Origin of the sequence: Flavobacterium filum DSM 17961 (genome assembly GCF_000425465.1) — a bacterium.
Classification (GTDB): domain Bacteria; phylum Bacteroidota; class Bacteroidia; order Flavobacteriales; family Flavobacteriaceae; genus Flavobacterium; species Flavobacterium filum.
In genome coordinates, this window is sequence record NZ_AUDM01000003.1 from 154,800 (window position 1) to 169,034 (window position 14,235).

Genomic DNA, 14,235 nt, shown 5'->3' on the forward strand with positions numbered 1-14,235 from the left:
TTTGTGCTTTTTTAAACCAACAGAACATGTCAAGAATACTTACTGGAATTCAAGCAACAGGAACACCACATTTAGGTAATTTATTAGGAGCGATTTTGCCGGCGATTGAAATGGCGAATCAACCTGAAAACACCTCTTTTTTATTTATTGCCGATTTACATTCAATTACGCAAATAAAAGACGGGGCTTCATTAAGACAAAACACCTATAGTGTAGCAGCAACCTGGTTGGCCTGTGGTTTAGACATTAGTAAAGTAATTTTTTATCGTCAAAGCGATGTGCCGCAAACAGCCGAATTATCATGGTATTTGAGCTGCTTTTTTCCTTTTCAACGCTTAACATTAGCTCATTCATTTAAAGATAAGGCGGATCGCTTGGAGGACGTAAATGCCGGACTTTTCACCTATCCAATGTTGATGGCTGCAGATATATTATTGTATGATGCAGAGATTGTTCCTGTTGGAAAAGATCAATTACAACATTTGGAAATTACGCGAGATGTTGCCTCAAGATTCAATCATCAAATGGGAGAAACATTTGTGTTACCGGATGCCAAAATTCAAGAAGAAACCATGTATATTCCGGGAACTGATGGCCATAAAATGAGTAAATCAAGAGGAAATATCATTAATATTTTTTTAGACGACAAAGCGTTACGCAAACAAATAATGTCCATTGAAACCGACAGCAAACCTTTGGAAGAACCAAAAGACCCTGAAACCTGTAAAGTTTTTGCCATTTATAAACTATTGGCTCAACAGGATCAAGTATACGCGATGACACAAAACTATTTGGCCGGAAATTATGGTTATGGTCATGCTAAACAAGCTCTTTTTGAATTAGTATTAGAACGTTTTCAATCAGAACGTGAAAAATATCATTATTACATGAACAATTTAGAAGAGGTTGATCGAGCTTTAAGTGACGGAGCTCAAAAAGCATCTTCTGTGGCTGATGGTGTTCTTAAACGAGTTAGACAACAATTGGGATTTTTATAAGATGAAGCATTTTATTTTACTCGCCTTTTTTGTTTCAACATTTTTTTGCTTTGGTCAAAGTAAGGAACCTGTTTATCTTGTTTTTAACCAAAATGCGAGTGAGAATTGCTCTTTTGTCATTAAAAAAGAACCTTTAAAAAAAATCAATTTATCTTTCATTCATAAAAGGCATCGCAAAGTAAATATTACTCGATTTATTTATTGTAAAAATACTTTTGTTTTTGAATTCAAAAAAAATCAATTTGAAACTATTAGTTCAACTGACTTTTCAAAACTGAAGATTGTTACCATCAATGATCTTTTTGTTGAAGAAGAAAAAAATGAATTCAAAAAAGACATCAATCAACTTTTCCCAAAAATATTTGTATTAGAAGCCATTGAAAATGGTCAATATGCGAAATATGAAGTCGTTTGGGAAAAGTCGATATAATGGTTAAATGGCTTCAAACAATTTGCCTGGCAAAGGTCTAATAACTCCTTTTAGTTCTAAATTCAACAAAATTGAAGATATTTTATACACCGGAAAGTCACATTCAATAGCGATTATGTCCATCAATTCCTTTCCTTTTTGAAACAAATAATCATACACTTTTTGTTCGTCTTCTTCTAACGAAACAAATAATTGTTTTTGAACCGGTTTTGATTTTTGAGGTTGCAATTGCCAGTTCATAATATATATCAAATCAGCCGCAGACGTTAACAAATGAGCTCGCTGGGTTTTGATTAAATTGATACATCCGGCACTAAATTTATCGCCTACTCTTCCCGGAACAGCAAACACATCCCGATTATAATCATTGGCCAAAGTAGCTGTAATCAATGACCCTCCTTTTTCAGCACTTTCAATGACAATTGTTGCTTCAGCCATTCCGGCCACAATTCGGTTTCGCTTGACAAAATTCTCTTTATCCGGATTGGAAGTATGCCAAAATTCGGTAAAAAAACCTCCATTTTGCTCCATTTTAGCCACAAATTTTTTGTGTTGTTTGGGATAAATTTGATTTAAACCATGAGCCAAAACCCCAATGGTTTGCAAATTATGCTCTATTGCTGCCTGATGAGCTACAATATCAACTCCGTAAGCAAAACCACTCACAATAATAGGGTTTAGCGGAGCAATGTCTTCAATTAATTGTTTACAAAAAGCAGTTCCATAAGACGTAATTTGACGAGTGCCAACAATACTAATTATAGGTTGTTTATTCATCTGAATTTCCCCTGATGAAAACAATAGTGTTGGACTATCAAAACAATATTTTAGTTTTTCGGGATAAGTTTCGTCTTTGAACGAATGAACAATGATGCCTTCTTTTTGGATAAAATCCAATTCGGCTTGAGCATCGTCAAAAATAGATTTGTTGTTGAGATTTTTTAAGAGAACAGTTCCAATTCCGTCAATAGAAAGTAATTCTTTCTTTTTAGATTGAAAAACATTTTCGGCAGAACCACAGTGTTGGATGAGTTTTTTGGCAACTACGTCACCTACTCCTTCCGCCTTCAATAATGCGAGCGTATAATACAATTCAGATGTTAACATGGCGTATAAATGAGCTTCAAAGAAACAAAAAAAACACTAATTTTAAAACACTAAACCGTATTTTTTTGATTTTTTTAAAGAATTAGCTTTTCTAAAATTCTGAGGTTCTTTTTGTTATTCTTTTTTTGTGAATTGTTGATAAAATTTGTTGATAAAATTTTGAAACGGCCGTGTAATCTTTTTTCTTTGTTGTTATGAGAATGGAGCAATATATATCCCAATTGTTATATCGACACCAATGTGTAATTGTGCCAGGATTCGGTGGTTTTCTTACCGAATTTCAATCGGCTAAATTAGTGGCGTCAACACATACTTTATATCCGCCAAAAAAAATGATTTCGTTTAATTTTCAATTAAAAAACAACGATGGTATTTTGGCGAATTACATTACCAAAGTTGAAAAAATTAGCTTTGAAAAAGCTACTGAACAAATTGAAAATGAAGTAAAAGAATGGAAATTGTTGCTTCAAAATCAACAATCACTACTTCTTAACCAGATCGGTAAATTAACCTTAAATCCGGAAGGCAGATTGGTATTTGAACCGATTGATACTTTGAATTATTTAACCGATGCTTTTGGTTTAACTTCTATTGTATCTCCTCCTGTAAAAAGAGAGTTACTTTCTGTAGAACCAGAACCAAAAGAGGAAAAACCGGTTATCGTTCTTTCAACCGAAAAACAAAGGCCAAATTGGTTTAAATATGCCGCTGTGGCAGTAGTTGGATTAGGTATAAGTGGTTTTTTTGTTAATCAATGGCACGAAACCAAAAGAGCCAATGATTTGTTACAAGTAGAAAAAGCTGTTCAGAAAAAAGTTGAACAAAAAATTCAACAAGCTACATTTTTTATTGACAACCCCATTTCTTCTGTTTCACTCACTGTAGTTGAGGAACAAAAAAATTATCATATTGTTGCCGGTGCTTTTAGAGAACTTAAAAATGCTGAAAAAGCTGTGGCTAGTTTACAAAAATTAGGCTATAATGCTCGTCAAATTGAACCAAATAAACATGGATTGCACCCAGTGGTTTATGATAGTTATTCCCGTTTAGAAGAAGCACAACAAGCCTTGGGTGAAATTAAAGCCAATCACAACAAAGAAGCCTGGCTTTTAGTTCAAGAATAATATAGGAAGCTCTTTTTTAAAAGGGCTTTTTTTATGTTTTCTTTGTCTATTTTTTTAAAAGTAGATTTCTACCTTTGCAAAAAAAAAGATGCAAGTAAAATTTCCTTCCGAATCTGTTACCACTTTAACTGATGTGGTATTACCTGGTGAAACCAATCCTTTGAATAATCTATTTGGTGGAGAATTATTAGCTCGAATGGACAGAGCAGCAAGTATTTCGGCTAGAAGACATTCCAGAAGAATTTGTGTGACTGCATCTGTCAATCACGTTGCCTTTAATAAAGCGATTCCGCTTGGAAGTGTAGTTACAGTTGAATCAAAAGTTTCACGTGCGTTTAACACTTCCATGGAAATTTATATTGATGTTTGGATTGAAGACCGCGAATCGGGAAATAAAACAAAAGCAAATGAAGCTATTTATACGTTTGTAGCGGTAGACGAAACAGGAAATCCCGTTCCTGTTCCACAAATTGAACCGCAAACCGAATTAGAAAAACAACGCTTTGATGCTGCTTTACGACGAAAACAACTTAGTTTGGTTTTAGCAGGAAAAATGAAACCCAACGATGCTACAGAATTAAAAGCACTTTTCTTATAAATCCATAAAAAAGCCCCAAAGATTTAAACTTTTTGGGGCTTATATTTTTGTTATCGTTTTCTAATTACATGTTATACAACCAACTTTGAGGATTCAAGAAAGTATCATTTTGAAGCACAGAAAATTTAATGGCCGTTTTTCCGGTTGATTCATTTGTTCTGATTCTACCGATAGTTTGTTTGATGTTTACCTTATCGCCTTTACTTACGGAAATTGTTTCTAAATTTTGGTAAACCGTAATAAAATCACCGTGTTTAATCATTACTAACTTATTTACCGGAGAAAGAATTTGAATTGACATAACGGTTCCGCCAAAAACAGCTCTGGCATTTGAACCTTGTTCAGTTGTGATTTCAACACCATTACTATGCACAATTAAAGACGGCTGAACGGGATGCGGTTGATTACCAAATTTAAGTGACACAAATCCTTTTTCAACCGGCCAAGGTAAACTTCCTCTGTTCGCTTTAAAATTATCTGATTCTACTTTTCCTTCAGCTGTTAGCACAATTTTTGTTTCAGAAGTTCCGGTTGACTTAGTTTTTACACCCTCTTTTTTGGCAGTTTTTTTATTTTCAGCGGCAATAGCTTCACGAATCAAACGTTGGATTTTTTTGTCAATTTCATTGGCTTCCTGTTGTTTTTTCTTGATGTCAGCAATAATTTTCTTTTGATCTTTTTTAATTGATTTAACCAATTTTTCTTGCTCTTGTTTTTCTTTTACTAAAACTAATTTCTCTTGTTCTTGCTCTTTAATCACTTTTTCTTTTTCAACCTTTAAGGCTCCTAATTTCACATTATATACCTCTAATTCTGTTGTTTTTTCTTTGATTTCATCCCCTTGATTTTTACGATGTCCGGCATATTGTTTCATGTACTGAATCCTTTTATAGGCCTGAGTAAAATTTTGAGAAGACAATAAAAACATCGCTCTGCTTCTTTCAGATCGGCTTTTATAGGACTTAACAATCATATTGGCATAATCCTCTTTTAATATTTCTAATTCGCGGTTTAGTTGATTTATTTTTACTTGATTGGTATAAATATCATCCGACAATAATTTAGCTTGTTTTTCATTGGTTTGAATCAATTTTTCACGCAATTCAATTTTTGCTTTTTGCTGTTGAATAACCGTAACTACAGACTTTTCTTTCTTCTTGTTTTCTTGAAGGATTCGTTCATTCAATCTGATTTCCTCCAACAATTGAGCTTTTCGTTGCTCTAATTTTTTTTGTGCTTCTGTTTGAGCCAAAACTAAAGTGCTACAGAAAAGAAAAAATAATATATAAACTGACTTTTGCATAGACTAGACTTTAGTTTTCGATAAATAATTGTTCATATCCACTTGGTACACTATACGGAAAAGACAATTGCTCATTAAACGTAATAGAATTATATTCCAATGATATAGCTGTTTTTTCACTGTTTTGAATGGCTTCAATTAAAAGATTTAACGGTAAAATTGCTTCTTTATATTCTTTATGCAACGGATACGATACGATTAGTTTTCTGTTTTTCTCCACTTGTTCAATTTCTTGTTTTTTAATCAAAAAATTGATGGCTTCAAAAGAATAGGATTTCACATTTTTTTGGTCTGTTAATTCCTGTAATTTATACCATTTGTTTTCAATTAAATTGCTGTATTTCCCTTTTCTTAAATCGTCCATTGCTTTTCCTAACAACATGTTTTGCACCTTAAAAAAATCTAAATCAGTGCCTAACCAATTGCTTAACGTTGTATAATCTCCTTCAAAAAATTTACCGCCGTTTTTTTCATAATACTTTACCTCACTTGGTGTAATCAACCCTTTGGCCATTGTTATACCAAGAAATCTAATGCTCACCAAAATCATTTCATCTTTCTTCATTTTGATTTCTGCTGAAAAAGCTAACGATTGATTTTTGTCTTTATACTTTGCGTTTGCCCTAATATAAGCAGTAGAAAAATCAGATTTTGAAGCATAATGATTTTCAATGATTTTTTGAGTAGTCAAATCATCCGAAGCTTTTCCTTCTACAATTCCTTTTTTGGCTTTGCAACCCACTAAAGAAAATAGAATTATCATTATCCCAAAAACTTGTTTCATTATTTAATTGCTTTTAATAGTTTATCTGCTTTTATAAAATAACTTTCTTTTTTCTTCACATCGCCCAATCCATTGAAAGCTTCGCCTAATTGAATATAAAAATTTGCCTCTAGTTTTGGATTGTCAACTACATAATCAACACCTATTTCTAAAAGATCTTTCGCTTTTTTAAACTTTTTTTGTTGATTATAAGCCATTCCGGCATAATAGTAAAATTCCGGTTGAAGAGGATATAATTCATTATTTCGCTCCGCAAAAGTTAATAAAGAAGAATATTGATTGGTTTCTACCCAAGCATTCATCAATAAAAAACTGTTTTCAAAATCAGTTGGGTTATTTTCAGAAGCAAGTTCAAAAAATTTGGCCGCATTTTTCCAATCTGCTTTTTGTTGGTAAAATTTCCCTACTTCTTTGGCAACATTTAGTTGAGTATCGTTTTTGAAATACGGAATTGCCTTTTCAATTTCAATTGCAAAAACCGGATTTTTCTTTGCGAACACCAAAAACTCATTGAAAACACGGTGCTTGATTTTTCGATCTATTTTGGCACTTCCCAATATTTTATGCATGGCAACAGAAGCTTTTTCACCTTCGCTTTTTTCTAGATGAAATTTGAATAAACTCACTTGAGCCCAATCAGAAGATGGAATTTCTTTTTCCAATAATTTTGCAATTTCCATTGCTTTATCCTCTTGATTGTTTTCAGAATACAGATAAATTAATGCCACATAATTATCTTCACCTTTTGGATTTAATTTAATCGCTTGTACTAATTTTTCTGTCTCTTGTCCTTGGTAGCGAGTTGTGCTTAAAATTTGACTTCTAAATTGTTCTCTAACTTCTGATTTCCCAATTGTAGTGGTTAGTTCATCTATTAAAGCTAATGCTTCATCATATTGTTGAGTAAACATGTATAACGACACTAAATCTTCTTTATATTCTTTTTTAAATTCTATAAGCTTTTTAATAATTACAATAGCGTTTTTATAGTCACGAGTAGCATATGAAACATCGTACATTCCAGACCAAAACCATCTGTTTTTTGGATCCAATTGAGATGCTTTTTCAAAACTATCATACGCTCTTTTATACTCTTTTTGAGCCAAATAATTTTTACCTAACTCAAAATGCACAACCGGATTGTTGGGTTCTAAAACCAAACATTTTTGAAGAGCATTTACAGCTTTATCATAATTTTCAATCCCTTTCTCTCGTAATGATTCGTAAAACGCCTCTTGAAACTCACTTGAATCAACAGCAATATCTTCAGGTTCTACTTGTGATAATAAGGTTATCGATTGAAAAAAAATTCCAATAAAAAGTAGAATATGTAATGTGCGTTTTATCATTTTACCTCACCCCCAACCCCTCTCCATGGGAGAGGGGAGCGAGCATTATGTTTATTTATTCTATTCTAAAACCGAATAATCCCCGATGCTAATACTTGTGAAATTACCATCAAACGATGCATGATTCCCTATCATAGCATTATCTAAACTTGCATTCTTTATGTGAGAATGGGTTTGAACCAAACTATTTTTGATGGTTGAATCAACAACATGACATCCTTTTCCAAGAGAAACATTTGGTCCAACCGTTGCGTTAATCAAAACCACATCATCACCAATATAACAAGGTGGAATGATGGTTGCATTTTCTAATTTTATTGTTTTTGAAACCAATTCTTCTCCATCTTGATGTAAAAACCCTAACATTCTGGTGTTGGTTTCTACGGTTACGTCTTTATTTCCACAGTCCATCCATTCATCCACTTGTCCTGGAACAAATTTCATGCCTTTTGCCATCATTTGTTTGATTCCGTCATTAATTTGGTATTCGCCACCATGAATGATGTTATTATCTAGAACGGATTGCAACTCACTTTTAAGAACGGCAACATCTTTGAAATAGTATATGCCAATCACCGCCAAATCAGAAACAAACTCTTTTGGTTTTTCAACCAACTCAATGATTTCGCCATTTGCATTTAAATTTACTACGCCAAAAGCTTCCGGTTGATCTACTTGTTTTACCCAAATGACGCTGTCAGCTGTTGTGTCCAGATCAAAATCGGCACGAATTAATGTATCGGCATACGCAATGACGGCTGGACCACTCAATGAATCTTTGGCACACATAATAGCGTGACCAGTTCCTAAAGCTTCATTTTGGTAGTATATTGTTCCTTTTGCACCTAATTTTTGAGCAATTGCAATTAATTCATTTTCAACTTGTTTGCCAAAACTTTCATGAATAATAAAAGCAACTTCGTCAATCGGTTGGTTCAAAACTCCAGCTATATCTTCCACCAATCGATGAACGATAGGTTTTCCGGCAACCGGAATTAATGGTTTTGGTACTGTTAATGTGTGAGGTCTTAATCTAGAGCCGCGTCCGGCCATTGGTACTATTATTTTCATATTGCTGTATTAAGATTTGAGTATTAAGTATTAAGACTTGACTGAATACTTTTAATTATTAATTTTTTAAACTGCTTACTGTCGCTGAAAACTGATTATTATTTTACGCCTGTGCTTCCGAAACCACCTTCACCACGCGATGTTTCAGTTAACACTTCTACTTCAACCCATTCTGCTCTTTCGTGTTTGGCGATAATGAGTTGAGCAATTCGTTCACCGTTTTCAATAACAAAATCTTCTTTGGACAAATTTACCAAAATAACCCCAATCTCCCCACGATAATCTGCATCAACTGTGCCTGGAGAATTTAAAACAGTAATTCCTTTTTTGGCTGCCAAACCGCTACGTGGACGAACTTGTGCCTCGCAACCTATAGGCAATTCTATAAACAATCCGGTTTTTATGATGGTTCTTTCTAATGATTTTAAAGTGATTGGCTCAGATAAATTGGCTCGTAAATCCATTCCAGCTGAAGCAATGGTTTCATAATTTGGTAAAGGATGTTGTGATTTATTGATGATTTTGATATTCATTTCAAGATGATTTTTTTAATATTCGTAAAAGTGTATTTTTTTCATTTCGATAAATGAAATAAAGAAAAACAAGTAGCAATCCAATTCCAACAAAATAATTCTCTCTAAACCCATAAAAATAGACAAAGGAAAACAGCACGGAAAGTCCTAAATAAAAACCAATTTTGTTTGTATCATACGGAATCGGATAATGACGATTGCCGAGATAATAGGAAATGGTCATCATGCTTCCATAAGCAGCAATCGTTGCAATAGCAGAACCCATGTAACTGAATTTTTCAATCAATAAAAAGTTCAAAATCAAGGTGACGATAGCTCCAACTATTGAAATATACGCTCCCATTTTGGTGCGATCTGTCAACTTATACCAAACAGAAAGATTGGTGTAAATTCCCAAAAAGAAATTGGCCAAAACGATCAAAGGAACCACTTTCATTGCCGACCAATACGTTTCATTTGGAATCAAAAACAGTTTTAAAACATCTGCAAAAACAATCACTGACAACGAAATGACGGAACCAAAAATCACAAAATATTTGGTAATATCGGCATACGTTTGTGGAGCATTTTCATTTTTAGCATAGCTAAAGAAAAAAGGTTCGATTCCTAAAGTATAAGCTGTTCTGAACAGCACCATGAACAGTCCGATTTTATAACAAGCAGCATAGGCTCCAATTTCTGCTTTGCTGATATGTAATTTTTCTAATAAAATTTTATCGAAATGTTCGTTGATGGCAAATGCTAATCCGGCAATTAAAATCGGGAAACCATACCGAAGCATTTGTCGCCATAATTTAGCATCAAAATGCCATTGAATATGAAAATAATTAGGCGAAAGAACGATTAAGGTTAGTAAACTAGCTACGATATTAGCCACAAAAATATACCCAATTTGAAAATTTTCTACATACAAACTGGCCAAAAAACTATTCGGATAAGCCGCAGCAATTTTGGGTAAATAAATCAAAAAGAAAAGATTCAATCCGAGATTAACCGCAACGTTTCCAATTTTTATGATAGCATAAACAATCGGTCTTTGGTAAGCTCTTAGTTTCGAAAACGGAATAATAACCAAGGCATCCAACACTAAAATCCAAATGGTATAGGTGATAAATTCGGCATCAATTCCGGAAAGATTAGCTAACGTATTTCGAAACAAAAGTGCTCCAATCAAAAAAACAATGGTGGTCCAAAAAACAGAAATGGTTGATGTACCAATAACCGCTCTTTTATCGTCGTGTGAATGATAAAACCGAAAAAAAGAAGTTTCCATTCCATAGGCCAAAATCACGTTGAATACCACTAGCCAGGAAAAAATGATAGAAACTTCACCATACTCTCCTGTTTTCAACATTTTTGTATAAAGCGGAACCAACAAAAAACTAAATATTCTAGGCAACACTGTGGCTAACCCATATATAGCGGTTTGTTTGAATAACGATTTATAAAGTCCCAAGAAAAGTTGAATTTAATTTTGTTAAAAGCAAAAGTAACTATTTATTTGACTTTTCGTTCACGTTGGTGAGCTTGAAATGCTTTATTTTCCCATTTTCTTTATATTCTACTATTGCTTCGGAGACTTTTAGTTGAAATCTTGGCTGCTTTAGATTTGGGGGTTGATTTCCAAACTCTTTTTCCGGATTTTCATCGAGAATGATATCCGGTTTACTAAAAACAACTATAGCTTTTCGATTGGAAGTCATTTCAATTTGACTTTCATTATTTCTGAAATAAAGTTTTTGCAGTCGAATTTCCACGGGAACTACCTCTTTAAACTCAATAATAAAATGAGTTTGATTGCCAATTACCTCATAAAAATATTCTAAAATCGGAACGGGAAATTGCGATTGGAAGGTGTCTTTTGGAGCACAGCTAAGTAAAATCAGTAAAACTATAAATGACAAATTTTTCATCTCTTCTCCTCTAAAAACTTTACAAAATGAAACCCTTTAGGCACAAAACCTAAATTGTAATAGAATTTATGAGCCGGAAAATTATTCGTGTACGCATCTAATGCTACGACTTTACAGCCTAAATCAATTGCTTTTTGATTTAAATATTCCGTCAATACTTTGCCAATTCCTTTTGATCGATGGTCAGGATGAACAATAACGTTGTCTAATTCAAGGTATTTTCCACACCATAATTTTGTTCCCACCCAAAAACCGGAAAGTCCAACGGGTATTTGGTCTTCAAAAGCAACTACTTGTTTGTAGTTATTCGGTAACATTTCGTCTAATAAATCACTGTAAATTTGTTCTGTAAATTCAGGGTACAATTGCTGAATTAAGGGCAATTGTTCTAGCATTTCTATTTTGGTTGTGAGTTCTTTTAGTTGCATTACACTTTTTTTTGACACGAATTATACTGATTTACACTGAATATTTCTTTTAGCCACGAATTACACAAATTGACACGAATTTTAAATTATATGTTGAAAACAATCGTAAAATTAGCAAATTTTCACTGTCTCGTCTCTCCCTCTTTTGGAGGGGGTTGTGGGAGGTAAGAATTACACGAATTAACACAAATTATTTTTTATCCAAAAGTGTTTCATTAAACAAATTTAAGATTCGGGAATATTCATCTACCCAAGAATAGGTTTCTTTAAATCCATGAGCCTCAACAGGATAAACCGCCAAATCCCAGTCTTTTTTTCCCAACTCAATGAATCGTTGAGATAAACGAACTATGTCTTGAAATTGCACGTTATCATCTACCATTCCGTGTAACATGAGCAATTTATCTTTCAAATTATCGGCAAAATAAATGGGTGAACTTTTTTGATATGCTCTTGGGTCCGTTTCCGGGAAGTTCAAAATATTTCCGGTATAACCGTGATTGTAATGAGCCCAATCCGTAACTGATCGCAAAGCTGCTCCTGATTTGAATTCGCCCGGCTTGGTAAGCAATGCCATAAGCGTAATAAAACCGCCATAGGAACCGCCATAAATACCAACACGGCTTGCATCAATACCTTTTTGTGAAATTAAAAATTGCTTTCCGTCTAAATGGTCTCCCAAATCCAATCCGCCCATGTGACGATAAATTCCGGTTCGAAAATTACGTCCATAACCATCACTCCCACGGTAATCAATGTCTAATACGGTAAATCCCATATCAGTCAACAAGTTATGAAACATAAATTCGCGGTGGTAACTACTCCAAAAATGATGAGCGTTTTGCAAATAACCGGCTCCATGCACAAAAATAATAGCTGCATTGTTTTTGATTTCTTTTTTTGGCTCATAAATTCTGGCATACACTTCATTTCCGTCTTTGGCTTTGAAAGTAACAACTTCGGGAGATTTCCAGTTGTATTTTTTAAAATGCTCAGTAGTTGAAAACGTAATTTGTTGCAGTTTTGTATTGGATTTGTTATCGGCAATATACAATTCCCATGGTTTATCTTTATACGAATAACGGACCAACAACGTTTTTTCATCAGGAGAAATTTCCACTTCATAAGCTCCGTCTTGGGTTAAGATTGGCGTCATTTTTTTGGTCTCAATATCTACTTTATAAAATTCTCGGTTGCCCGGATGAGTGGTGTTGGTTGTGATATAAAACGATTTTCCGTCGTTGGAAAGTTTTGCATCTCGCACTTCCCAATTGCCATCAGTGAGTTGGGTCTTTTTTTTAGTTTTAAGATTCATCACATACAAATGCGAAAAACCACTTGCTTCTGATTGAAAATAAATAGTTTGATTATCATTTAAAAAACCCAACGTTCCGCGACTAAAAGCATAACCCGGAATACCCGGGCCGGCAATCCACGCTTCGTCATGTTGATGATCTAACTCAGTAATTGTTGCGGTTTCCGGATGAAATTGAACAATCCAACGGTCTTTGTTGTCTTGGCTTCTGATTTCTAAAACCGCTAAACTTCCGTCTTGGTTATAAACAGGAGCCTGCATAACGATTGCTTTTTCCGTTTTTTCCTCTTCTTTTAAATTTTCATATTCTTGATAATATTCCGGAAACACGTCAATACCGCTTAATTTTGAAAAAGAAACAAAGTAAACCGTATCTTTTTCTACATGATAAACTCCTAATTTATGTTTACTAAAATTGGATGTTGAAACTTTTGATCGAGCCGTTGTGCTTTTAGTATAGCCATCTGCGGTAATAAATTGCTCTACTTTTGTTGCATTTGAAGGAGCATAATCGGATTGTCTAAAGCTTACATATTTTCCGTTGGGTGAAGGAGTCAATTGTTCCATAGAAACTTTTTCATAATAAAATTCCTTTGGCAACACTCTTTTATCTTGATTAGCCTTCGCTTCATACCATTTTTCTTGAGCAATTTGATCATTTACATATTGAAAAAGTTCTTTCTGTTGTTGAATTAAAAAGTTGTCTTTATCATTTTTTTCATCCGGTTTCCCTTGTTTAAAATTCGTAAGTTGAATCAGTGAATAATCATTCAAATTCAATTGGAATAGATTATTATTCTGCTGATAAAAAAGGATGTTTGAAACACTACTTCGTTTCAAATTTGAAATTCTTCCGGAAGTAACAATAACTTTTTTATGTACTCTCAATTTTTTGTTATAAGAAAAAAGATTTCCGTTTTGAATATAATATACGGTTTCAAATTGTTTTTGATTGTCAAAATTCAACTCAGAAAAATTGATGTCATTTTGCAATAATTCCGGTGATTGCATCTCTTTTTTCCAGAAATAAGTACTGTTCCCTTTTTCGTTTTTCGGATTCCAATCAAAATAAACAGTAGACCCATCAATAGACCATCGATGATTTTCGGGTTGATGTCCAATAAATTCATCTCCTTTCATGATTTCAGATAACGAAAGCGTAGACTGTGCAAAAAGAAATTGGGCAAACAAAAAACTGAAAAGGAGAAAGTATTTATTCATTTTAAAATGATTAGAATATCAAAGATATAAAATAAAAAAGTCACGCTATCCACGTGACTTT

Annotated in this window: 14 protein-coding genes; 4 read left to right on the forward strand and 10 right to left on the reverse strand. The window is 33.6% G+C overall.

Annotated elements, in window-relative coordinates:
• The first annotated feature begins 26 nt into the window (after positions 1-26).
• Positions 27-998: a tryptophan--tRNA ligase gene (trpS, locus tag H601_RS0100745; protein ID WP_026709738.1), complete on the forward strand. Its 972-nt coding sequence runs from the start codon at positions 27-29 to the stop codon at positions 996-998.
• 1 nt (position 999) lies between these two features.
• The gene (locus H601_RS0100750; RefSeq protein WP_026709739.1) at positions 1,000-1,428 is read left to right on the forward strand and encodes a hypothetical protein; all 429 of its coding nucleotides are present in this window, start codon (positions 1,000-1,002) and stop codon (positions 1,426-1,428) included.
• A 3-nt stretch (positions 1,429-1,431) separates the two neighbouring features.
• Here H601_RS0100750 and dprA read toward each other — a convergent pair whose 3' ends face one another.
• The gene (dprA, locus tag H601_RS0100755; protein WP_026709740.1) at positions 1,432-2,535 is read right to left on the reverse strand and encodes a DNA-processing protein DprA; all 1,104 of its coding nucleotides are present in this window, start codon (positions 2,533-2,535) and stop codon (positions 1,432-1,434) included.
• 200 nt (positions 2,536-2,735) lie between these two features.
• Between dprA and H601_RS0100760 the strand changes: the two genes are divergently transcribed.
• Positions 2,736-3,659, forward strand: a complete 924-nt coding sequence (locus H601_RS0100760) for an HU domain-containing protein (protein WP_281170562.1) — start codon at positions 2,736-2,738, stop codon at positions 3,657-3,659.
• An 88-nt stretch (positions 3,660-3,747) separates the two neighbouring features.
• Positions 3,748-4,257 (forward strand): acyl-CoA thioesterase, encoded by a 510-nt coding sequence (locus H601_RS0100765; protein WP_026709742.1) that lies wholly within the window; start codon positions 3,748-3,750, stop codon positions 4,255-4,257.
• A gap of 64 nt (positions 4,258-4,321) precedes the next feature.
• Here the strand turns inward: H601_RS0100765 and H601_RS0100770 are convergent, their stop codons facing one another.
• From H601_RS0100770 to H601_RS0100810, 9 genes are all read right to left on the reverse strand, one after another.
• Positions 4,322-5,560 (reverse strand): murein hydrolase activator EnvC family protein, encoded by a 1,239-nt coding sequence (locus H601_RS0100770; RefSeq protein WP_026709743.1) that lies wholly within the window; start codon positions 5,558-5,560, stop codon positions 4,322-4,324.
• A 10-nt stretch (positions 5,561-5,570) separates the two neighbouring features.
• On the reverse strand, positions 5,571-6,344 hold the full coding sequence (gene lolB1 / locus H601_RS0100775) for a lipoprotein insertase outer membrane protein LolB1 (RefSeq protein ID WP_026709744.1): 774 nt from the start codon (positions 6,342-6,344) through the stop codon (positions 5,571-5,573).
• Positions 6,344-7,693: a tetratricopeptide repeat protein gene (locus tag H601_RS0100780; RefSeq protein ID WP_026709745.1), complete on the reverse strand. Its 1,350-nt coding sequence runs from the start codon at positions 7,691-7,693 to the stop codon at positions 6,344-6,346. The genes lolB1 and H601_RS0100780 overlap by 1 nt, the downstream gene beginning before the upstream one ends.
• Before the next feature lie 60 nt (positions 7,694-7,753).
• Entirely contained in the window at positions 7,754-8,764 is a 1,011-nt protein-coding gene (locus H601_RS0100785) for a sugar phosphate nucleotidyltransferase (protein WP_026709746.1), read from the reverse strand.
• 98 nt (positions 8,765-8,862) lie between these two features.
• Entirely contained in the window at positions 8,863-9,297 is a 435-nt protein-coding gene (dut, locus tag H601_RS0100790; protein ID WP_026709747.1) for a dUTP diphosphatase, read from the reverse strand.
• Position 9,298: 1 nt separating this feature from the next.
• Positions 9,299-10,753 carry a lipopolysaccharide biosynthesis protein gene (locus tag H601_RS0100795; protein ID WP_026709748.1) on the reverse strand — a complete coding sequence of 485 codons (1,455 nt, stop codon included), beginning with the start codon at positions 10,751-10,753 and terminating at the stop codon, positions 9,299-9,301.
• Between the two features lie 37 nt (positions 10,754-10,790).
• Positions 10,791-11,210: a hypothetical protein gene (locus tag H601_RS0100800; protein ID WP_026709749.1), complete on the reverse strand. Its 420-nt coding sequence runs from the start codon at positions 11,208-11,210 to the stop codon at positions 10,791-10,793.
• Positions 11,207-11,638, reverse strand: a complete 432-nt coding sequence (locus H601_RS0100805) for a GNAT family N-acetyltransferase (RefSeq protein WP_026709750.1) — start codon at positions 11,636-11,638, stop codon at positions 11,207-11,209. The genes H601_RS0100800 and H601_RS0100805 overlap by 4 nt, the downstream gene beginning before the upstream one ends.
• Positions 11,639-11,828: 190 nt before the next feature.
• A complete protein-coding gene (locus H601_RS0100810; RefSeq protein WP_026709751.1) occupies positions 11,829-14,174 on the reverse strand; it encodes a S9 family peptidase in 2,346 nt (781 codons plus the stop codon).
• Positions 14,175-14,235: the final 61 nt, after the last annotated feature.